The 21,208-nt window shown below is 59.3% G+C and carries 17 protein-coding genes; 9 read left to right on the top strand and 8 right to left on the bottom strand.

What is annotated here, in order from left to right; translation table 11 throughout:
- Nucleotides 1-103: 103 nt before the first annotated feature.
- From VE934_RS17460 to VE934_RS17435, 6 genes are all read right to left on the bottom strand, one after another.
- A complete protein-coding gene (locus tag VE934_RS17460; RefSeq protein WP_324889895.1) occupies nucleotides 104-808 on the bottom strand; it encodes an ABC transporter ATP-binding protein in 705 nt (234 codons plus the stop codon).
- A 4-nt stretch (nucleotides 809-812) separates the two neighbouring features.
- Entirely contained in the window at nucleotides 813-1,616 is an 804-nt protein-coding gene (locus VE934_RS17455) for an ABC transporter ATP-binding protein (protein WP_324889893.1), read from the bottom strand.
- Nucleotides 1,613-2,905 (bottom strand): branched-chain amino acid ABC transporter permease, encoded by a 1,293-nt coding sequence (locus VE934_RS17450; protein ID WP_324889890.1) that lies wholly within the window; start codon nucleotides 2,903-2,905, stop codon nucleotides 1,613-1,615. The genes VE934_RS17455 and VE934_RS17450 overlap by 4 nt, the downstream gene beginning before the upstream one ends.
- A gap of 4 nt (nucleotides 2,906-2,909) precedes the next feature.
- Entirely contained in the window at nucleotides 2,910-3,944 is a 1,035-nt protein-coding gene (locus VE934_RS17445) for a branched-chain amino acid ABC transporter permease (protein ID WP_324889888.1), read from the bottom strand.
- Between the two features lie 245 nt (nucleotides 3,945-4,189).
- Entirely contained in the window at nucleotides 4,190-5,425 is a 1,236-nt protein-coding gene (locus VE934_RS17440; RefSeq protein ID WP_324889886.1) for a branched-chain amino acid ABC transporter substrate-binding protein, read from the bottom strand.
- A 112-nt stretch (nucleotides 5,426-5,537) separates the two neighbouring features.
- Nucleotides 5,538-7,163 (bottom strand): 3-(methylthio)propionyl-CoA ligase, encoded by a 1,626-nt coding sequence (locus tag VE934_RS17435; RefSeq protein ID WP_324889884.1) that lies wholly within the window; start codon nucleotides 7,161-7,163, stop codon nucleotides 5,538-5,540.
- Between the two features lie 199 nt (nucleotides 7,164-7,362).
- On the opposite strand from VE934_RS17435, the gene VE934_RS17430 reads away from it, so the two are divergent.
- The 6 genes from VE934_RS17430 to VE934_RS17405 all read left to right on the top strand — a co-directional run bounded on the left by VE934_RS17430 (nucleotide 7,363) and on the right by VE934_RS17405 (nucleotide 11,881).
- Nucleotides 7,363-8,103: a Crp/Fnr family transcriptional regulator gene (locus tag VE934_RS17430; protein WP_324889882.1), complete on the top strand. Its 741-nt coding sequence runs from the start codon at nucleotides 7,363-7,365 to the stop codon at nucleotides 8,101-8,103.
- A complete protein-coding gene (locus tag VE934_RS17425) occupies nucleotides 8,100-9,578 on the top strand; it encodes a protein adenylyltransferase SelO (RefSeq protein WP_324889880.1) in 1,479 nt (492 codons plus the stop codon). The genes VE934_RS17430 and VE934_RS17425 overlap by 4 nt, the downstream gene beginning before the upstream one ends.
- 23 nt (nucleotides 9,579-9,601) lie before the next feature.
- Nucleotides 9,602-10,012 carry a peptide-methionine (R)-S-oxide reductase MsrB gene (gene msrB / locus VE934_RS17420; RefSeq protein WP_324889878.1) on the top strand — a complete coding sequence of 137 codons (411 nt, stop codon included), beginning with the start codon at nucleotides 9,602-9,604 and terminating at the stop codon, nucleotides 10,010-10,012.
- A gap of 121 nt (nucleotides 10,013-10,133) precedes the next feature.
- On the top strand, nucleotides 10,134-10,748 hold the full coding sequence (locus tag VE934_RS17415; protein ID WP_324889876.1) for a septation protein A: 615 nt from the start codon (nucleotides 10,134-10,136) through the stop codon (nucleotides 10,746-10,748).
- 6 nt (nucleotides 10,749-10,754) lie between these two features.
- Nucleotides 10,755-11,042: a BolA family protein gene (locus tag VE934_RS17410; RefSeq protein WP_414693875.1), complete on the top strand. Its 288-nt coding sequence runs from the start codon at nucleotides 10,755-10,757 to the stop codon at nucleotides 11,040-11,042.
- Nucleotides 11,043-11,095: 53 nt separating this feature from the next.
- The gene (locus tag VE934_RS17405; RefSeq protein WP_324889871.1) at nucleotides 11,096-11,881 is read left to right on the top strand and encodes a peptidylprolyl isomerase; all 786 of its coding nucleotides are present in this window, start codon (nucleotides 11,096-11,098) and stop codon (nucleotides 11,879-11,881) included.
- Between the two features lie 84 nt (nucleotides 11,882-11,965).
- Here the strand turns inward: VE934_RS17405 and purL are convergent, their stop codons facing one another.
- Nucleotides 11,966-16,036 carry a phosphoribosylformylglycinamidine synthase gene (purL, locus tag VE934_RS17400; protein ID WP_324889927.1) on the bottom strand — a complete coding sequence of 1,357 codons (4,071 nt, stop codon included), beginning with the start codon at nucleotides 16,034-16,036 and terminating at the stop codon, nucleotides 11,966-11,968.
- Between the two features lie 284 nt (nucleotides 16,037-16,320).
- Between purL and map the strand changes: the two genes are divergently transcribed.
- The 3 genes from map (at nucleotide 16,321) to VE934_RS17385 (ending at nucleotide 20,586) form a co-directional block, all read left to right on the top strand.
- Nucleotides 16,321-17,193: a type I methionyl aminopeptidase gene (map, locus tag VE934_RS17395; RefSeq protein ID WP_324889869.1), complete on the top strand. Its 873-nt coding sequence runs from the start codon at nucleotides 16,321-16,323 to the stop codon at nucleotides 17,191-17,193.
- A gap of 9 nt (nucleotides 17,194-17,202) precedes the next feature.
- Nucleotides 17,203-19,845 (top strand): [protein-PII] uridylyltransferase, encoded by a 2,643-nt coding sequence (locus tag VE934_RS17390; protein ID WP_324889867.1) that lies wholly within the window; start codon nucleotides 17,203-17,205, stop codon nucleotides 19,843-19,845.
- 216 nt (nucleotides 19,846-20,061) lie between these two features.
- Nucleotides 20,062-20,586: an OmpA family protein gene (locus tag VE934_RS17385; RefSeq protein WP_324889864.1), complete on the top strand. Its 525-nt coding sequence runs from the start codon at nucleotides 20,062-20,064 to the stop codon at nucleotides 20,584-20,586.
- Between the two features lie 7 nt (nucleotides 20,587-20,593).
- Here the strand turns inward: VE934_RS17385 and def are convergent, their stop codons facing one another.
- Nucleotides 20,594-21,133 (bottom strand): peptide deformylase, encoded by a 540-nt coding sequence (def, locus tag VE934_RS17380; RefSeq protein WP_324889862.1) that lies wholly within the window; start codon nucleotides 21,131-21,133, stop codon nucleotides 20,594-20,596.
- Between the last annotated feature and the right edge of the window lie 75 nt (nucleotides 21,134-21,208).

Genomic DNA, 21,208 nt, shown 5'->3' with positions numbered 1-21,208 from the left:
TTGCGACAAAGTCTTGGGTGCCCTGGTTCGGGATGAGCTGCCCATCACAGGCCCAACAATGTCTGTACCGGAGGGCTCATGATGACTGGGGGAAGCTCACTAATCAGACTTCGAGCCACTCCTTGCGGGTGTACGCATCAGCGCGCAGGCTTTCCGGAGTGCCCTGAAAAACAATGCTGCCGTGTCCCATGACCAGGGCGCGGTCAGAAATGGCCATGGCGATGGTGAGTTTTTGCTCTATCAGCAGGACCGAAATCCCTTTGGCCTTGAGTGTCTGCAGGTATTGCCCAACCAGCTCCACAATCTTGGGCGCAAGCCCCTCGGTAGGCTCGTCAATGATGATCAGGTCCGGATCACCCATCAGCGTGCGGCACAGGGTCAACATCTGCTGCTCCCCGCCGGACAGGACACCGGCCTCGGTGTGCTGACGCTCCTTCAGGCGCGGAAACATCTGGTACATGTCTTCAAAAGACCAGCGGCTGCCCTTGCCCGCCCGCTTTTGTCCGAGCATGAGGTTTTGCTGCACGGTCAGGGTAGGAAAAATGTCGCGATTCTCCGGCACATAGCCAATGCCCAGGTGGGCAATTTCATAGGCCTTGCGGCCCGCTATCTGCTGGCCTTTCCAGGCAATCGCCCCCTGGCAATCCACCAGGCCCATGATGGCCTTGGCCGTGGTGGAGCGCCCAGAACCATTGCGCCCCAGCAAGGCAACGATCTCGCCGGGTTGAACCTCGAAGCTGACGCCATGCAGTACGTGGCTCTTGCCATAGTAGGCGTGAAGGTTTTCGATTTGAAGATTGGCAGCCATAGCTCTAGTGACCCCCTGCCTGAGCGTCGGCAACGTGGGAGCCAAGATAGGCTTCCTGCACCCGCTGATCGGCGCGCACCGTATCGGGCGTGTCAAAGGCCAGCACCTCGCCGTAAACCACCACGGCGACCCTGTCGGCCAGCCCGAACACTACTCCCATGTCGTGCTCCACCGTCAGCAGAGTCTTGCCGATGGTGACCTCCTTGATGAGACTGATGAAGCGGCTGGTCTCACTGCGGCTCATGCCCGCAGTCGGCTCGTCCAGCAGGATCACCCGGGCGCCTCCGGCTATGGTGATGCCGATCTCGAGTGCACGCTGCTCGGCATAAGTCAGGTTGGTTGCCAGCACATCGCGCTTCCTGTCCAGCTTGATCATGTGCATGAGCTCCTCGGCTCGATCGTTGGCGTCGTCAAGATCAGCCAGAAATTTCAAAAAGGTGTACTTGTACCCAAGGCTCCAGAGCACCCCGCAGCGCAGGTTTTCAAACACGCTCAGCTTGGGAAAGATGTTGGTGATCTGGAAGCTGCGGCTCAGGCCAGCCCGGTTGATCTCGAACGGTTTCTTGCCGTCAATGCGCTGCCCCTCCAGCAGTACCTCGCCGCTGCTGGGCTCAAAGCGCCCACTGATCAGGTTGAAAAGCGTCGATTTACCCGCGCCGTTGGGCCCGATGATGCCAACTCGCTCACCAGGGTGAACGGCAAGGTTGACGCCACGGATGATTTCGGTTTTGCCGAAGCTCTTGCGGAGGTTTTTGAGTTCCAGAGAGTAAGTCATGCCGACGTCCGTGCGATCAACTTGGGGGCTCATAGTGCCTCCCTGCGCTTGGCTTCTTTTTCGATGTATTCCTGAATTTCGCCCCACTCGACCAGAAACTGTCGGCGCGTGAGTTCAAACAAGCCCAGCCCCGTGAGCGCAACAAAGGCGGCGCCAAACCAGCTGTTCAGGCTTTTTGCATCCAGCGGGATACCGGCAAAACGCAACTCGGAACCCAGCGTGGTATTGAGCTGCAGGTGGTAGACCATCTCGATCATCGCGGCCGCACCCCCCAGCAAGACGAGCGCCGTGACCGTGAGCGCGAGGTAGCTGACCCACAGCTGCCTGAGTTTGCCGAAAGCGGCCACGCGCAGATTCATCATGAGAAGGCTGGCGATTCCGCCTGGCGCGTACATCACCATGAAAAGGAAAACGAGTCCCAGGTACAGCAGCCAGGCTTTGGTGAACTCTGACAACAACACAAAGGCGAGCACCATGAGAATGCCGCCAATGATGGGGCCAAAGAAGAAGGTGGCGCCGCCCAGGAAGGTGAACAGAAGGTAAGCACCGGACCGCCCCGCTCCCACCACCTCGGCCGTGACGATTTCGAAGTTAAGTGCCGCGAGTCCGCCAGAGATACCGGCAAAAAATCCGGCAATGATGAAGGCGATGTAGCGCACCCTCTGTGTGTCGTAACCGACAAACTCCACACGTTCGGGGTTGTCCCGCACCGCATTGAGCATGCGGCCCAGGGGCGTGCGTGTGAAAGCAAACATCAAACCCACCGCGACAAAGGTGTACACCGCGATCAGGTAATAAACCTGGATCTGTGGACCGAAGGTAATTCCCATGAGTGGTTTGCCGGCCATGCGGTTGCCGGAGACGCCGCCTTCCCCGCCAAAAAATTCGGGAATCATCAAGGACATCGCGAACACCAACTCGCCAAGCCCGAGGGTGATCATGGCAAAGGTGGTGCCTGACTTGCGGGTCGTGACATACCCAAACAAGATGGCGAAGCCCGCGCCGGCGAGGCCACCCACCAGCGGAACTGTCGAGACGGGTATGGGCAGCGAGCCGTCGGTGATGTTGTTGAGAGCGTGAATGGCCAGGTAGGAGCCAAGGCCGGTATACACCGCATGTCCAAAGCTGAGCATGCCGCCTTGCCCCAAAAGGATGTTGTAGGACAGGCAGGCAATGATGGCGATGCCCATTTGCGACAGCACGGTGAGTGCAAGCCCGCTGCCAAACATCAGCGGCGCGATCGCGAGAACCAGGGCGAAAAGGCCCCAGACGATCCATCGCCCGATGTTGAGTGGTTTGAACTGGTGGTATTGGGTGGTCATGACATCAGCCCTCCCGCTTGCCGAGCAAACCGCGCGGCCTGAAGATCAGGATGAGCACCAGAAACAAATAGGGAAGAATCGGCGCCACCTGGGACAGGGTGAGCTTGATATACGAGTTGTTGGCCAGGGCCGCACTCAGCGGCACGCCGGCCTGCTGCGCCAGGGTGGCCAGGGAATAGTCAAAAGCCACGGCAAAGGTCTGGATCACGCCGATCAACAGCGAGGCGAGAAATGCGCCAGAGAGCGACCCCATGCCCCCGACGACAACCACCACAAAAATAACCGACCCTACTGTGGCCGCCATCGCAGGTTCAGTCAAAAAGGTACTGCCTCCAATGACCCCGGCCAATCCGGCCAGCGCAGAGCCGGCGCCGAAAACCATCATGAAGACGCGGGGGACGTTGTGCCCCAGCGACTCAACTGCCTCGGGGTGAGTCAGCGCCGCCTGAATGACGAGCCCGATGCGCGTCCGGGTGAGCAGCAGCCAGACCGATCCGAGCATCACCAGCGCCACCAGCATCATGAAGCCGCGCGTGGCCGGGAACGGCGAACAGACGATGCGCACGGCTGCGTCTGCAGCGCGGCACAGCTCTTCAGGCGCCGCACCCCAGACCAGACTCATGCCCATGACCGAATCATTGATAAGCGTGAAGGCTGGCCCCTGCAGGGAAACAGGTGGACGGAATTCAAGGGCAATACGGCCCCAGACAAGTTGCACCAGCTCGACAATGACATAGGACAAGCCAAAGGTGATCAGCAGCTCGGGCACGTGGCCAAACTTGTGCACCTTGCGCAGGCACAGCCGTTCAAACACGGATCCCAGCACACCCACGAGCACGGGCGCAAGCACCAATGCAGGCCAGAAGCCGACGAACTGGGCCACCGTGTAGCCAATGTAGGCGCCAAGCATGTAAAAGCTGGCGTGCGCAAAATTGAGCACGCCCATCATGCTGAAAATCAGCGTGAGCCCCGAGCTCAGCATGAACAGCAAAAGCCCGTAGCTCAGCCCGTTCAGCATCGAGATGATGAAAAACTCCATTCCGCGTGACCTTCCTAGTAGGCTGAATCAGTGAAATCGCTGGCAAGCGGCTGCAAAGCGGCGTGCCAGGCAAGGCGCAGAGCGGAGACGGGCCCACAGGCCCGGCGAGCATTTGCAACGCCGCATGGCGCGGCGAGGGGCAGACGAGTGACAGTGAATTTCATTGATTCAGACTACGACTCAGTGGACAAAATAAAAGAGCCCGGACGGCAGACCCGTTCGGGCTCCTGTTCAGGCCGGGGCGCTCAGGATGGGCGCTTCATCTGGCAGCTGGTGGGCGTGCTTGAAATGTAGTTGGGGTATTCCTTCAGCGGAACCAGCGTCATGCCGGTGTTTTCAGGGCTGTAGGGATATTTGGCATCGGCCTTCTGCCAGACGGACATGTACAGCGGCTGCTGCAACTGGTGATCGGTCTTGCGCATTTCGACCTCGCCATTGAAGCTCTTGACCTTCATGCCTTCCATCGCAGCGGCCACCTTGACCGGGTCGGTCGATTTGGCCTTGGCCATGGCAGCACCCAGCATTTCATAAATGCGGATGGTCGAGCCGGTGTAGAAGTCATCGTTGTACTTGGCCTTGAACTCTTTCATCCATTTATCCATTTGCCCACCCATGTTGTAGTGGTTGTAGGCAATTTGATAAATGCGGCCGGCACCGTTGTTGCCCAAGGCAGCAGGCGTGCCCGTCACACCCGTGTAGTAGGTGAAAAACTTGCCGTTGTAGCCGTTTTCGTTGGCGGCCTTGATCAGCAGGGACAAGTCCGAGCCCCAGTTGCCGGTGATGACAGTGTCGGCGCCCGAGGCCTTGATCTTGGCAATGTAGGGTGCGAAGTCGCGGGTTTGCGCCAGTGGGTGCAGATCCTCGCCGACGAACTGGATGTCAGGGCGCTTGCGTGCCAGCGATTCCTTGGCGTATTTGGCGACCTGATGACCATGTGAATAGTTCTGGTTCAGCAGATAGACCTTCTTGATGTCTTTCTGGTCCGTCATGAAGCTGGACATGGCTTCCATCTTCATGGACGTATCCGCGTCAAAGCGGAAGTGCCAGTAGCTGCACTTGCTGTTGGTCAAATCCGGGTCAACGGCCGAATCGTTGAGGTACATCACCTCTTTGCCCGGGTTGCGCTCGTTGTGCTTGGTGATCGCGTCAGACAGTGCCAGCGCCACGGAGGATCCGTTACCCTGAACGATGTAGCGTGCGCCCTGGTCAATGGCAGCCTTCAGCGCGTTCAGGCTTTCAGCGGGGCTGAGTTTGTTGTCAATCGCAGTGATCTCAAATTTCACGCCGGCCGGGTTGCCCGCACCGCTGAATTTTTCAGCGAAGAACTGGTAGCCCTTGATCTGGCTGGCACCCACGGGGCCCAACAGGCCAGACAGTGCGTCAATCCTGACCATCTTGACGGTTTCACCCTTTTGGGCAAACGACAGGCTGGCGGCCATCATCATGGCGGCCGCCGCAACAATTTTCATGGTCAATTTCATCAAAAGTCTCCTGGTTTTCAGATAAGGCAGAGTACAAGTTTTTGTGCAGTGCAGCGTCAGGGATTGCCCGTAAGACGGGGTCCCTCTATCGCCCACGTGACACCCGGTAGGCTCAAGTCGGCAATTTGTAGTCCTTCAGCATTTCGCGCAATCGTGTCTTGAGCATCTTGCCGGTGGCGCCCAGCGGAATGGCATCGACAAACACCACGTCATCGGGGATCTGCCATTTCGCGGTTTTGCCTTCGTAAAACTGGATGAGTTCTTCACGCGTGACCTCGCAGCCAGGCTTTTTGACCACCGCAACAATGGGTCGCTCGTCCCATTTGGGGTGCTGGACACCTATGCAGGCCGCCATGGCAACCGCCGGGTGGGCCACCGCGATGTTTTCAATGTCGATGGAGCTGATCCACTCTCCGCCGGACTTGATCACATCCTTGCTGCGGTCTGTGATCTGCATATAGCCGTCGGCATCAATGGTGGCCACGTCGCCCGTTGGGAACCAGCCATCCACCAGCGGATCGCCGCCCTCGCCTTTAAAGTATTCGGCAACGATCCAGGGGCCTTTGACCAGCAGGTCGCCGTAGGCTTTGCCGTCCCATGAGACTTCCTTGCCGTCCTCGCTCACAATTTTCATGTCCATGCCGTAGATCGCTCGGCCCTGCTTCTGCCGGATCTTCATCTGCGCGTCTTTGTTCAGGTCCAGATGCTTGTTTTTCAGGGTGCAAAGGGTTCCCAGCGGTGACATCTCCGTCATGCCCCAGGCGTGCAGAACCTCAACGCCGTAGTCTTCCTGAAAGGCATGGATCATGGCTGGTGGACAGGCCGAGCCGCCAATAACGGTGCGTTTGAGCGTTGAGAACTTCAGGCCGTCGGGTTTCATGTGACTCAGCATCATTTGCCAGACGGTCGGCACCCCGGCCGCATAGGTGACCCTCTCGTTTTCGATCAGTTCATAGACAGATTTGCCGTCCATGCCCGGGCCGGGGAAGACCAGCTTGGCACCTGTGAGCGCTGCCGAGTACGGAATGCCCCAGGCGTTGACGTGGAACATGGGTACCACAGGGAGAATGGAATCGCGTGCGCTGAGGCACATCACATCAGGCAGCGCGGCGGCGTAGGCATGCAGGATGGTGGAGCGATGGCTGTACAGCGCTGCCTTGGGGTTGCCTGTGGTGCCGCTGGTGTAGCACATGCTGGAGGCCGAGTTTTCATCAAAACTGGGCCAATCGTATTGCGGCGCGTGTGGCGCTATCCAGGCCTCGTAACTGCTCAGATTGGGAATGCCACTGCCCTCGGGCACCTTGTCGGCATCGCACAGCGCGATGAAGTGTTTGATGGTGGTGCACTTGCTGTGAAAGGCCTGCACCAGTGGCAAAAATGTCAGGTCAAAAAGCAGTACCTGGTCTTCGGCGTGGTTGGCAATCCAGGAAATTTGATCGGGGTGCAGACGCGGGTTAAGCGTGTGCAGCACTCTCCCAGAACCGCTGACACCAAAGTACAACTCCAGATGCCGATAGCCGTTCCAGGCCAGAGTGGCCACGCGGTCGCTGAACTGGAGCTTGAGCGTATCCAGCGCTCTGGCGACCTGGCGGGAGCGGCTTGCAACTTCTTTGTAGGTGTAGCGGTGAATATCGCCTTCAACCCGGCGGGACACAATTTCTGCATCGCCATGGTGACGATCGGCAAACTCGATCAGCGAAGAGATCAGCAGCGGTTGGCCTTGCATTAAACCCAGCATGGGTGTTTCCTTTTGTTGTGTGATGGCTCAGTATCGCGCAGGGTAAATGGGTATTCCCGAGGGATTGCCCGCAACCGGTAAGCGAAGTTAACAAGCGCGAAGTCTGCCCCCGTTATTCTGAAACTGCAAAACATGTCGCGCAGTGGACAGAGTCTTGGTAGTTACCCTTGCGACATCGGACTGGCAGAAAATACCCTCCATGTTCACCGACACCTCGCGTCCTTCCACACAGTTTCTCCAAAAGCAGCCCTGGTTTTCGCAACTGCCGATGGAAATGCAAGAGCATGTGGCCGATCGCACCTTCACACTTGCAGGACTAAAGGGTGACGTCTTGCTGCACGCGGGTGTGGAGGTCAAAGGCTGGTACGCGGTGTTGTCGGGCCTGGTGAAGCTTCAAAGCACATCGTCTCAGGGTCGCTTGTCTGCCTTTATCGGTGTGCCTGACGGCGAATGGTTTGGTGAAGGCTCAACGCTGAAGGCCGAGCAACGCCGTTATGACGTGATCGCCTTGCGGGACTCTGTGCTGCTGTGCCTGCCGTGCGCGCAATTTGCCGAGCTGTTTGCTACCAGCCTGCCTTTTAATCACTTTTTGGTGGCGCACATGAACCGCCGCCTGGGCCAGGCCATGACCATCATCGAGGCTGGTCGACTGCGCGCGCCGGAGCAAAGGGTGGCCCTGTATCTAAGCCGGGTGTTCTGGTCGGGCCGGCGCAAGCTGGACCTGTCCCAGGAAGAACTTGGCCATCTGGCAGGTCTGTCACGCCAAACTGTGAACCGCGCACTGAAATCCATGGCGCAGGAAGGCCTGGTTTCGCTGGAGTTCGGGCGGGTGACCATCCTGAACGAGCAAGCCCTGGCGGCCTATGCAGATCGTGCTGCTGTGCAGGACTTGCCCCCACAGGCACAAGGAGACGAGCCAGACGCGACAATTGAGGCATGAGTTCTCACGTACAAGATCTGCGTGCCTCCCTCGCTCCCTTGAAATGGTCCAACCGCTTCGCAGGATTGGGGCCTGATTTTTATACCGAACTTGAGCCAACGCCGCTGCCGGCGCCCTACTGGGTCAGCCGCAATACATCTCTGGCCCATGAGCTTGGCCTTGATGCCAAATGGTTCGAGTCGCCTGATGCACTGTCAGTTTTCACCGGCAACACGGTGATCGAGGGATCACAACCGCTGGCCAGCGTCTACAGCGGCCACCAGTTTGGCCAGTGGGCCGGCCAGTTGGGTGATGGCCGAGCCATTTTGCTGGGCGAGATCGAAACGCCGGGCGGCCCGCAGGAAATTCAGCTCAAGGGCGCCGGCATGACGCCCTACTCTCGCATGGGTGATGGACGCGCCGTGCTGCGCAGTTCGATCCGCGAGTATTTGTGCTCTGAGGCCATGCATGGGCTGGGCATACCCACAACACGCGCGCTGTGTGTGACAGGATCGGACGCACGAGTGCGCCGCGAAGAAATCGAGACTGCGGCAGTGGTCACGCGGACCGCACCCAGCTTCATACGCTTCGGGCATTTTGAACATTTCAGCTACAGCGAGCAGCACGATCAGCTCAAAGTGCTGGCCGACTTCGTCATTGACAACTTCTACCCCGACTGCCGCGCCGCCGCCAAGCCCTACGCTGCTCTGCTGCAGGCGGTTAGCGAACGCACGGCGCACATGGTGGCGGCGTGGCAGGCAGTGGGGTTTTGTCACGGTGTGATGAACACCGACAACATGAGCATTCTGGGGTTGACGATTGATTACGGTCCCTTTCAGTTTCTGGATGCGTTTGATCCCGGCCATGTCTGTAACCACTCGGACACCCAGGGCCGCTACGCCTACAACAAGCAGCCCAATATTGCGTACTGGAATTTGTTTTGCCTGGGCCAGGCTTTGCTGCCGCTGATGGACGATCAGGCCGAGGCCTTAGCCGCGCTGGAGTCTTACAAAACCGTATTCCCGGACGCACTTGAAAGCCGCATGCGCGCCAAGCTGGGCCTGCCGGATCGGCAGCCCGGCGACACGGCGCTGATTGAAGACACCTTCAAGCTGCTGGCGGCCAACAAGGTGGACTACACCATCTTCTGGCACCGGCTGGGGGGATTTGACACGGCGCCAGGCCGTGAAGCGGTACGTGACTTGTTTCTGGACCGAGCCGCCTACGATGCTTGGGCGCTACAATATTCAGAGCGCACTGCGCCCGTGGATAAAGGGCAGCGGGCCGATTTGATGCATAAAAACAATGCCCGCTATGTCTTTCGCAACCATTTGGGCGAGCAGGCCATCAGGGCCGCGAAACTAAACGACTTTTCCACTGTCGACACCTTGCTGGCTGTGTTGCAGTCCCCATTTGAAGATCACCGCGGGTGCGAAGCCTATGCCGGGTTTCCCCCGGACTGGGCGTCGTCCATTGAAATCAGTTGCAGTTCGTAACCAAAATGAAGAAGGCTAGAGCCATGACCGAAAAAATCACAAAAACCGATGCCGAATGGAAAGCCCTGCTGGCTGAGAAAGGGGCCGAACCCCGCGCCTTCGAAGTAACCCGCCAGGCCGCCACGGAACGGCCTTACACCGGCAAATACGACAAGAACACGGCTGATGGGACCTACCGCTGCATCTGCTGCGACGCTGAGCTATTTGACTCTTCCACAAAGTTTGACGCCGGCTGTGGCTGGCCCAGCTTTTCCCAAGAAATAAGGGAGGGCGCGATTGAAGAACATGTAGACCGGTCCCATGGCACGGTGCGCACCGAGACTGTTTGCGGTAACTGTGGCGCCCATCTGGGACACGTGTTTCCGGACGGACCGACAGATACCGGCTTGCGTTATTGCATGAACTCAGCTTCGCTGGATTTCAAGAAGAAATAGAGCCCCCACGCTTGTCACTTCGTGTACTGCGCTGCCCCCCGAGGGGGCGCTGCGCCTGCGGCCCGGCGGAGCCGGTTCCGCGGCCCCTGCTTGACAAGAATCTCTCCTCGATAATCACCTCATGAAAATTCTCTTCGACTTCCTGCCCATTGTTCTCTTCTTCGGTATGTTCAAGTACGCCGAAGGCAATACCGAATGGGCTGCCGCTACCGCTACGGAATGGCTGGGCTTTATGGTGTCGGGTGGTGTGGTTGGGCCGGCTGAAGCCCCGGTGCTGCTGGCCACGGTGGTTGTCATTCTGGCGACGATGGCCCAAATCATCTGGCTGGTGGCGCGTGGCCGCAAGATCGAGCCCATGTTGTGGATCAGCCTGGGCCTGGTCACTTTGCTGGGTGGCGCCACGATTTACTTTCACAGCGAGAGTTTTATCAAGTGGAAGCCCACCGTGCTTTACTGGATCATGGGTGGCGCACTCCTGATCGGGCAACTGGTCTTCAAGAAAAACGGCATTCAATCGCTGATGGGCGCGCAAATGACTTTGCCGGATCCGATATGGCGCAAGGTCAACTACAGCTGGGTTGGTTTTTTCGCTGTTATGGGGTTTCTCAACCTCTGGGTTGCCTTCACTTTTTCGACCGGCACCTGGGTGAACTTCAAGCTGTTTGGGGGCATGGGCTTGATGTTCGCCTTCATCCTGGCGCAAGCCGTGTTTTTGAACAAACACATCAAGGCCTGAACCGTGGTGCCAACATCCAGCCCTGCCCCGGTTCATGTCGCACGAATTGAAGAGCAGCTTCGCAGCCGTCTGAGCCCAAGCCACCTGGAAGTCATTGACGAAAGCGCTGCCCACGCGGGCCACGCTGGCGCCAATGCCGAGGGTTTTGGCTCCCACTTTCGGGTGCGCATCGCGAGCCCGGCCTTTGCAGGTAAAAGCCGGGTGGCGCGTCACCGGCTTGTGTATGATGCAATGCAAAATTTCATTGACGATGGCCTGCATGCGCTGGCCATTGAAATCATCGAAACCCCCTGATTCCTGCCAGCCCGTACCGGGCCAGCCTCCACACACATCTTTCAAGGACATTCATGAAAAAACATCTTCTACTCACAGGGGCGCTGGCCGGTTTGATGGCTCTGGGCGCATCTGGCACCTTTGCCCAAAACGTCGCCGTTGTTAATGGCAAGCCTGTTCCCAAAGCGCGTCTGGATGCTTTGGCGCAGCAACTGGCACGTTCAGGCCGTCCGGTCACGCCTGAAATGCAAACGCAGATCCGCCAGGAAGTCATTGCCCGCGAAGTATTTATGCAGGAAGCTGAAAAACGCGGCCTGGCAGGCACTGAGGACTTCAAACTTCAAATGGAACTGGCGCGCCAGGCGATTTTGGTCCGCGAATTGTTTGCCGACCATCAAAAGAAAAACCCGGTGACCGATGCCGACATGAAAGCCGAGTACGACAAGTTTGTCGCCACCAACGGCGGCAAGGAATACAAGGCACGTCACATTCTGGTGGAAAAAGAAGACGAAGCCAAAACCATCATCGCCAGCCTGAAAAAGGGCGGCAAGTTTGAAGACCTTGCCAAGAAGTCGTCAAAAGACAGTGGCTCTGGCGCCAATGGCGGAAATCTGGATTGGGCCAACCCCAGCAGCTATGTTGCCGAGTTTTCTGAGGCGATGATCAAACTGAACAAGGGCCAGACGACCGATGCGCCGGTGAAAACCCAGTTCGGATACCACGTGATTCGCGTGGACGACATCCGCACCGCCCAACTGCCAGGGTTTGAAGAGCTCAAGCCACAAATTTCGCAGCAGATGCAGCAGCAAAGGCAGGCTGCGTTTCAACAGGGTCTGATGGAAAAAGCCAAGGTCGAATAAGCACACGCTGCCCCGCAGCAAAAAAGCCCGGTCAATCGCAGGATTGACCGGGCTTTTTTTATGGGCCTGGAACCCGGGTTCCGCCTAGCCTACCCACTTGCGGGCATTGCGCCAGAGCTGCATCCACCCGCTGTACGCGTTGATGTCCTGGTCTGTCCAGCTCATTTGCACGTTGCGAAACACGCGTTCCGGGTGCGGCATCATGGCAGTGAACCGGCCGTCAGCGGTGGTCACTGCGGTCAGACCGCCTGCGCTGCCGTTGGGGTTGGCCGGGTAGCTTTCGGTGGCTTGTCCATGGTTGTCGGTGAAACGCATGGCGGCAATCGCCTTCGCTGCATCGCCACGGTGCGCAAAGTTGGCATAACCCTCGCCGTGTGCCACCGCGATCGGCAAGCGGGTCCCCGCCATGCCGGCAAAAAACAGACTCGGTGAGTCCAGCACCTCCACCTGGGACAACCGGGCTTCAAATCGCTCGCTGCGGTTGGTGGTAAAGCGTGGCCAGGCCTCCGCGCCCGGGATGATGTCGGCCAGCTCGGCAAACATCTGGCAACCGTTGCAGACGCCGAGGCCAAAAGTGTCCTGGCGGTCGAAGAATGACTTGAACTGCTCCGACAACAAGGGGTTGAAGGTGATGGACCGGGCCCAGCCCACTCCCGCGCCCAACGTGTCGCCGTAGCTGAAACCGCCACAGGCCACGACGCCTTTGAAGTCAGACAGTTTGGCGCGTCCGCTTTGCAGATCCGTCATATGAACGTCGCTGGCCTCAAAACCGGCTTGGGTGAACGCATAGGCCATTTCCACATGGGAATTGACGCCCTGCTCGCGCAGCACAGCCACCCGGGGGCGAGACAGATGCAGCGCTGGCGCTGCAGGCACAGTGGCCGCGTCGAAGTTCAGGTGCACATGCAGGCCAGGGTCCGTCGGGCTGCCGCTGGCGGCATGCTCCGCGTCCGCACAAGCAGGGTTGTCGCGATGCCCGCAGACTTTCCAGCTGACGCTGTCCCAGACCTGATGCAGGTCCTGCAGCTTGGCGCTGAAAACCGCCTTGGTGTCGCGCCAGACCTGAACCTCGCCCTTGCCAACGTCAAGCGACGCATGCTGCGGACGGGTTTTGCCAATGAAGTGGCTGAACTTGGCCAGGCCATGCTCGCGCAGGGTGTGCATCACCTCATTGCGCGTCGAGGTGGCCACCTGAATTACCGCGCCCAGCTCTTCGTTAAACAAGGCTTTGAGGGTCAGCTCTTCACGACGCGCGCCAACCTGGCTTGCCCAGTTTTTGCTGTCGCCGCTGTCCATGCGGCTATCGGAAACACCATCGCCTTCGACCAGCAACATGTCAATGTTGAGCGACACGCCCACATGTCCGGCGAAAGCCATCTCGCAGATGGTGGCAAAGAGCCCGCCGTCGCTTCGGTCGTGGTAGGCCATCAACTTGCCCTGTTTGCGCAAAGCGTTGATGGCGTTGACCAGACTCACCAGATCTTTCGGATCATCCAGATCCGGCACGTCGCCTTGCTCCAGCTCCAGGCCTTGCGCCAGGATGGAGCCACCCATGCGCATGCGGCCCTTGCCCAGGTCGATCAAAATCAGCGTGGTGTCGGCTTCAACTGCATTCAATTGCGGCGTCAGCGTGCCGCGCACATCGGCCAACGTGGCAAAGGCGCTGACGATCAACGACACCGGTGAAGTCACCTTCCTGTTGTCGGCACCGTCCGGCCACACGGTACGCATGGACAGCGAATCCTTGCCGACCGGAATGGACACACCCAGCGCTGGGCACAGCTCCATGCCGACTGCCTTGACGGTTTCGTACAAAGCAGCGTCCTGCCCCGGTTCGCCGCAAGCGGCCATCCAGTTGGCCGAGAGTTTGACGCGCGGCAGTTCAATGGGCGCGGCCAGCAGGTTGGTGATGGCCTCAGCAACGGCCATTCGGCCAGACGCTGCTGCATTCACAACAGCCAGCGGCGTGCGCTCGCCCATGCTCATGGCCTCACCGGCAAAGCCCTGGTAATCGGCCAGCGTCACCGCGCAATCAGCCACAGGCACCTGCCAGGGCCCAACCATCTGGTCGCGATGCGTCAGGCCGCCCACGGTGCGGTCGCCAATAGTGATCAGGAAGCGTTTGGATGCCACGGTTGGGTGGCTGAGGACGGCGATCGCACTTTTTTGTAAATCGACACCGGTCAAATCCAGCGCTTTGACTGGACGCGCAACCGTTTTGACATCGCGGTGCATTTTCGGCGGCTTGCCGAGCAGCACATTCATGGGCATGTCGACCGCTTCCGTTCGGGCTGAGCTTGTCGAAGCCATCCCTTCGACAGGCTCAGGGTGAACGGATGAGTCGGCAAGCACCAGCTGCTTTTCCTCAGTCGCCACACCAATCACGGCAAACGGACAACGCTCCCGCTCACAAAACGCCTGAAACTGCGCCAGCGACTCTGGCGCAATCGCCAAAACATAACGCTCCTGGCTCTCGTTGCTCCAGATTTCCTTGGGGGAAAGGCCACTTTCTTCCAGCGGCACGGCGCGTAAATCAAACTTCGCGCCCCGCCCTGCATCGTTGACCAGTTCCGGGAAGGCGTTGGACAGCCCACCCGCGCCCACGTCGTGAATGGCAAGGATCGGGTTGGCCGTGCCCAGCTGCGCGCACTGGTTGATCACCTCTTGCGCGCGACGCTCGATTTCCGGATTGCCGCGCTGCACAGAATCAAAGTCCAGGCTGGCGGCGTTGGTGCCAGAGGCCATGGAGCTCGCCGCGCTGCCGCCCATGCCAATACGCATGCCGGGACCGCCCAGTTGAATCAGCAATGTGCCGGCAGGAAACAGGATTTTTTTGGTCAATCGGGCGTCAATCGCGCCCAGGCCGCCGGCAATCATGATGGGCTTGTGGTAGCCCCATCGCTCGCCGCCAATCGTCTGTTCATACTCCCGGAAGTACCCGGCCAGGTTGGGCCGGCCAAACTCGTTGTTGAAAGCGGCGCCACCCAGTGGACCTTCGGTCATGATCTGCAGCGGGCTGGCAATGTGGCCGGGCTTTCCATAGCCGCCATCAAAGAGACGGGAAACGGTAAAACCCGTCAAGCCGGCTTTGGGCCGCGAACCGCGACCCGTGGCGCCCTCGTCACGGATTTCGCCACCCGCGCCGGTTGAAGCACCGGGAAATGGGGAGATGGCTGTAGGGTGGTTGTGCGTCTCCACCTTCATCAGCACGTGCATCAGAACGTCGTCCGTGGCGCTATAGTTTTGATAGCTGCTTTCGCCCGTACTATCTGGGCTGGAGGCCGATTTGGCATAAAACCGCTGGACGCTGTTGCCCTCCATGATGGAAGAGTTGTCAGAGTACGCCACCACCGTGTGTTGTGGATGCAGCTTTTCCGTGTTGCGGATCATCGCAAACAGGCTTTTATCCTGCGCCACGCCGTCGATGGTGAAGTCGGCATTGAAAATCTTGTGCCGGCAATGCTCGCTGTTGGCCTGCGCAAACATCATCAACTCGACGTCGGTGGGGTTGCGTTTGAGCTGGGTGAATGCGTTCACCAGGTAATCAATTTCGTCGGCAGCCAGTGCCAAACCAAACTCCACGTTGGCGGTCTCTAATGCCGCTTTGCCGCCCTGCAAAACGTCAATGCTTTGCATGGGAGCGCCGTGCAGTTCGGTAAACAGCCCCCCAGCCTGAGCCAGGTCCGGCATCACGCTTTCGGTCATGCGGTCGTGCAACAGGGCTGCCACCTGCTGGTATTGCGCCTCGTCAAGCGCAACCTTGCCCAAGAGGCTGGACTTGAGCGTGAGCCGGTACTCGGTGACGCGCTCGATCCGTTTGATGGCCAGGCCGCAGTTGTGCGCAATGTCCGTCGCCTTGGACGCCCATGGAGAGACCGTTCCAAAACGCGGTGTCACCACCACACGCAACGCCTCATCAGCTTTGCCTTTGGCCGGCCCGCACGGTTCCCCATAAGTCAACAGGGCTTGAAGCTGCGCCTTGAGCGCTTCCGAAGGCGGTGTCTCGGTCGCTACCAGATGGACAAAACGGGCGCTGATGTCCGTGATCTTGTCGTTAATGGCCTGCAGGGTTGGAAGGAGTTGCTGGACTCGGAAGTCGCTGAGGGCGCTGATTCCGCGGGAATCGCCCTCAAAGGTCGTCAGGTGCAGGGTCACGGTGGCGGCGGCCTTGTGGTTGTTGGCAGCTAGGAGCCTGTCGGACTTGGGGATCGTCGGCTGCAAATTGGCCGCAACGGTCCATTTTTCACCGTCTTCTTGTCCCATAGCTGGGCTATGGGCCTGCAAATCCGGCAAAAACTGTCCTCGCTGGGGCCAATTTTCGCTTTCGACACCCCAAGCCCGACAGGCTCCGAGGCTGCCGGGGTGCTCGTTAACCCTGAATTTTATCAGCGATGCCCTGCGGCGCCGCCCCGCGCAATGTCCGGTGGGATAATTGCGGCATGAGCATTACCTATAAAGACGCCCAGGGCATGGAAGGCATGCGTGTTGCGGGACGCCTCGCCTCCGAGGTGCTGGATTACCTGACCCCGTTTGTCAAACCCGGCATCACCACCAATGAAATCGACCGCCTGGCACATGACTACATGACCCAGGTACAAGGCACGATTCCGGCGACGTTGGGCTACCAGCCGTCGGGTTATTCGGCCTACCCCAAGTCCCTGTGCACCTCGGTCAACCATCAGGTGTGCCACGGCATCCCCAATGACAAGCCTCTGAAAAAAGGCGACATCGTCAACATCGATGTCACCGTCATCAAAGACGGCTGGCACGGCGACACCAGCCGCATGTTCATGGTTGGCGATGTGTCCATCGCCGCCAAGCGTCTTTGCACCATCACCTACGAAGCCATGTGGCACGGCATCATGCGCGTTAAACCCGGTGTGCGGCTGGGCGACATTGGTCATGCGATCCAGACCTTTGCTGAGAAGCAGGGCTTTTCCATCGTGCGCGAGTTCTGCGGCCACGGCATAGGACAAAAATTTCACGAGGAGCCGCAGGTGCTGCACTACGGCCGCCCCGGCACGCTTGAAACACTCAAAACCGGCATGACCTTCACCATCGAGCCCATGATCAATGCTGGCAAGCGCGACATCAAGGACGGCCCCGAAAAAGACGGCTGGAGCATCGTGACACGCGACCACTCTTTGTCCGCGCAATGGGAGCACACCATCCTGGTGACTGAAACCGGTTACGACGTGCTGACCCAGTCTGCAGGCAGCCCGGCCATCCCGTCGTTTGTTCCAGCTCAGACTTCCCAGCCAGTTCCTGCGCGGCAACTGGCCGCCGAATCCACCGCAGATTCTGCAGGTTAGCGTTCGCAGATGCTTCCGGCGCTGACATCCCCAAATACGCCGTTTAGCGACTCCGCCCACTTACGCGAGCAATACCGCGCCGGCAAGACGGCGCTGCTGACCTCGCTGGGCGGCAGCGGCTCATCTACGCGCGGCATCCGCAGCCTGCTGCACAAACTGGCCAGGCATACCGACGTCACACTTTGCCAGCTGTGGCGTCGTGCAGGCTTCCCAGCAGATTGTTCTTTGGTCGCGGTCGGCGGATTTGGCCGGGGCGAGCTGTTTCCCCATTCGGATGTTGATGTTTTGCTGCTCTTGCCGGTCAGCGAGGGCCCGGAGCACGACACCGCGCTCAAATCCCGTATTGAAAATTTCATAGGCTCCTGCTGGGACAGCGGCATTGAAATTGGATCCAGCGTACGAACCATTGCAGATTGCGTGGAGGAAGCAGCGAAGGACGTAACGGTGCAGACTTCCCTGCTGGAAGCGCGTCTGTTGACTGGCTCCGGTACAGCTTTCACCAAGTTGATGCAGCAGCTGGCTGCCGTGCTGGACCCGCAGGCATTTTTTGTGGCCAAGACGCTGGAGCTGCGCCAGCGCCACAACAAATTTGAAGACACGCCCTACTCGCTGGAGCCCAATTGCAAAGAGTCGCCCGGCGGCCTGCGTGACCTGCAAGTCATCCTCTGGGTAGCGCGCGCGGCGGGTTTCGGCAAATCATGGGACGACCTCGCCCAAAGCGGACTGGCAACGGAGTTTGAAGTGCGGCAGATCAAGGCCAACGAGGCCTTGCTCTCCCTGATTCGGGCCCGGTTGCACCTGCTCGCCGACAGGCGCGAAGACCGTCTGGTGTTTGACCTGCAAACGGTTGTGGCCGAGTCTTTTGGCTACCGCACCGTCACGCAGGGAGAGACGGGGCGCGTGGTGTCCCGGGCCAGCGAAGCGTTGATGAAGCGTTTTTACTGGGCAGCCAAGGCAGTGACCCAGCTCAACCAGATTCTGCTTCTCAACATCGGCGAGCGCCTCAACCCGAGTGGTCACGAACCGCAAGCCATCAATCCAAGGTTTTTGAACAAGGCCGGCATGATTGAGGTGGCTAGCGACGACCTTTACCTCAAACACCCCCATGCCATTCTGGAAACCTTTCTGGTCTACCAGACCACGGTGGGGGTCAAGGGCCTTTCGGCCCGAACCCTGCGTGCGCTGTATAACGCCCGCGGTGTGATGGACGCTGGTTTCAGGCGCGACCCGGTCAATCGCGAGACTTTCCGGCAAATATTGCAGCAGCCCGAGGGCATCACCCACGCCATGCGGCTGATGAACCAGACCTCGGTGCTGGGCCGTTACCTCTGGGTGTTTCGCAAGATCGTCGGGCAAATGCAGCACGATCTTTTTCACGTGTACACCGTGGACCAGCACATCCTGATGGTGCTGCGCAATGCGCGCCGGTTTTTCATGGCCGAGCATGCGCATGAGTACCCTTCTTGCTCCCAGCTCGCGGCTGGTTGGGACAAGCCCTGGATTCTTTACACCGCAGCGCTGTTTCACGACATTGCCAAGGGCCGCGGGGGTGACCATTCCGAACTGGGCTGCAGGGACGTGCGTGTTTTCTGCCGCCAGCACGGCATTGCGTCCGAGGACGCCAAGCTCATCGAGTTCCTGGTCGGCCAGCATTTGACCATGAGCCGCGTGGCGCAAAAAGAAGACTTGAGTGACCCGGAGGTCATTGCTGCTTTTGCCAAACGTGTGGGCAACGAGCGCTACCTCACCGCGCTATATCTGCTGACTGTGGCCGACATCCGCGGCACCAGCCCAAAAGTGTGGAATGCCTGGAAAGGAAAGCTGCTGGAAGACCTGTACCGCTACACCCTGCGCGTGTTGGGTGGACGCGCGCCCGACGCAGATGCAGAGGTGGAGGCCCGCAAGCGCGAGGCGCTGACCATTTTGGCATTGCATTCGGAGCCGTTTGAAGCTCACAAGTCCTTGTGGAGCACGCTGGACGTCAGTTATTTCATGCGCCATGAGGCCGGCGACATTGCCTGGCATGCGCGCCACCTGTCCCGTCATGTGGGAAGCGCTAATTGCATCGTGCGGGCGCGGCGTTCGGTCGCCGGTGAAGGCATGCAGGTGCTGGTCTACACACCCGACGCGCCCGATCTCTTTGCCCGCATCTGCGGCTACTTTGAGCAAGCGGGCTTGAGCATCCTTGACGCCAAGGTCCACACCGCCAAGCCATTCAAAGGCTCGCCCGGTTTCGCACTTGACACTTTTCAGGTCGTCAGCCCGACGCTGGCCGAGCATTACCGCGAACTGGCCGCCATGGTCGAAGCCGAACTGGACCGCACCATCGAAGAAAACGGCCCCCTGCCCCCGCCAGGCAAAGGCCGCGTGTCACGCCGCGTAAAGAGCTTCCCGGTCGCACCCCGCGTGGACCTGCGCCCCGACGAAAAGGCCCAGCGCTGGCTGCTGACAGTGTCCGCTAGCGACCGAGTGGGTTTGCTCTATTCCATCGCCCGTGTGCTGGCCCGCCACCGCATCAACCTGCAACTGGCCAAAGTCACCACCCTGGGCGAGCGGGTAGAGGACACCTTTCTCATCGACGGGCCGGAGCTGCAGCAGAACAAGGCGCAAATTGCGATCGAGACGGAGTTGCTGGAGGTACTCGCGTCTTGAACACGAAACCATAATTATTGTTTTAAATCAATATCTTATGAAGCTTTCTTAAAGTTACAAGAAAGCATGGTTTGAGACATGGCGCGGCACACTCCGAGGTAGACAATGAGTTCCCGGAAGCCCAGAATGCATCTTCTGTCTCAAGGCACAACTCGTCACCTGCTGCCTGCAGACACCGGACGCTGCTTCACTTGCACTCAACACGAGGAGCTTTTTGTGCCGCACAAAACACTGACCATCCTGGCCCACGAAGAAGAGTTGCGCATGTCTGGCGCCTGCGCCGATGACGGGCGACCGTTGGCGCACCAGGTATTTTTTGAGGCTGACAACTGGCTGGTGCCTGAGGGATACGAGCAGTTGTTGCAGGCGCACGCGGCCTATCTGTCTGGTCACCCCGAGCTGGCCGCCGTCATATCGGGCCACAGCTACGGCACAGGCAGCCATCGCTTTTTTTGGTTGATGGGCGACCGTCGAGCCATCGCCGTGCGCGCGGCTCTGCTCAAAGCGGGCGCTGCGCCAGAGCAGCTGTTGGCTCAGAGCCAGGGCGCTGCGCGACCGCTGATTGAAATGGCTGGCGAAGACGTGGGGCGCTACCGCCGCCGAGTCACCATTGACTACCTGAGGCTGGACGCCGTGGCCGCACCACCTGTTCCGCCGGATGGTTCAGCCCAATGGTGGCGATCGGTCATGGGTGGCGGCATCCAGTTACCGCCTGACCGGCTGGGCTCCCGCATTTCCTGAATTGCCGTCAGTCGTCGGCCGAGGCATCCAGCCCTGGGAACAGGATTTCGGTGAAGCCGAATTGCGTGAAGTCCCTGATGCGCATGGGGTACAACTTGCCAATAAGGTGATCACACTCATGCTGCACCACCCGCGCATGAAAGCCCTCCACCGTGCGGTCAATCGCATCGCCGTACGGATCAAACCCGGTGTACCGAATCCGCGAAAACCGAGGCACCACGCCGCGCAGGCCCGGCACCGAGAGGCAGCCTTCCCAGCCATCTTCCTCTTCATCTGACAGCGGCGTGATGACGGGATTTAAAAGCACGGTACGCGGAATCAGGGGCGCGTCCGGGTAGCGAGGGTTGACCGCGTCGGTGCCGAAAATCACCAGTTGCAGATCGACGCCGATCTGGGGCGCCGCCAGCCCCGCGCCGTTGACCGAGCGCATGGTGTCGAACATGTCCGACACCAGCAAATGCAGTTCATCGGTGTCGAAGTCGCTCACCGGGGGTGCAATGCGGAGCAGGCGCGGGTCGCCCATTTTGAGGATTTCGCGAATGGTCATTAAAGCCCTGAGTGCCGTGTATTAAAAGCGTCAAGCATACAGAAGGCCACGCATCCCGGTCACGGCAGAATGGGT

The organism is Polaromonas sp. (assembly GCF_035638815.1).
Lineage (GTDB): Bacteria > Pseudomonadota > Gammaproteobacteria > Burkholderiales > Burkholderiaceae_C > Polaromonas.
This window is presented reverse-complemented; position numbering and strand designations above follow the sequence as displayed.

Excerpts from the sequence above, each read along its gene's own strand:
- VE934_RS17460 (WP_324889895.1), bottom strand. The coding sequence starts at position 808 with ATGGCTGCCAATCTTCAAATCGAAAACCTTCACGCCTACTATGGCAAG.
- VE934_RS17435 (WP_324889884.1), bottom strand. The coding sequence starts at position 7,163 with ATGCTGGGTTTAATGCAAGGCCAACCGCTGCTGATCTCTTCGCTGATC.
- VE934_RS17440 (WP_324889886.1), bottom strand. The coding sequence starts at position 5,425 with ATGAAATTGACCATGAAAATTGTTGCGGCGGCCGCCATGATGATGGCC.
- VE934_RS17390 (WP_324889867.1), top strand. The coding sequence starts at position 17,203 with ATGCTTCCGGCGCTGACATCCCCAAATACGCCGTTTAGCGACTCCGCC.
- map (WP_324889869.1), top strand. The coding sequence starts at position 16,321 with ATGAGCATTACCTATAAAGACGCCCAGGGCATGGAAGGCATGCGTGTT.
- def (WP_324889862.1), bottom strand. The coding sequence starts at position 21,133 with ATGACCATTCGCGAAATCCTCAAAATGGGCGACCCGCGCCTGCTCCGC.
- VE934_RS17405 (WP_324889871.1), top strand. The coding sequence starts at position 11,096 with ATGAAAAAACATCTTCTACTCACAGGGGCGCTGGCCGGTTTGATGGCT.
- VE934_RS17445 (WP_324889888.1), bottom strand. The coding sequence starts at position 3,944 with ATGGAGTTTTTCATCATCTCGATGCTGAACGGGCTGAGCTACGGGCTT.
- VE934_RS17415 (WP_324889876.1), top strand. The coding sequence starts at position 10,134 with ATGAAAATTCTCTTCGACTTCCTGCCCATTGTTCTCTTCTTCGGTATG.
- VE934_RS17455 (WP_324889893.1), bottom strand. The coding sequence starts at position 1,616 with ATGAGCCCCCAAGTTGATCGCACGGACGTCGGCATGACTTACTCTCTG.
- VE934_RS17425 (WP_324889880.1), top strand. The coding sequence starts at position 8,100 with ATGAGTTCTCACGTACAAGATCTGCGTGCCTCCCTCGCTCCCTTGAAA.
- VE934_RS17450 (WP_324889890.1), bottom strand. The coding sequence starts at position 2,905 with ATGACCACCCAATACCACCAGTTCAAACCACTCAACATCGGGCGATGG.
- msrB (WP_324889878.1), top strand. The coding sequence starts at position 9,602 with ATGACCGAAAAAATCACAAAAACCGATGCCGAATGGAAAGCCCTGCTG.
- VE934_RS17430 (WP_324889882.1), top strand. The coding sequence starts at position 7,363 with ATGTTCACCGACACCTCGCGTCCTTCCACACAGTTTCTCCAAAAGCAG.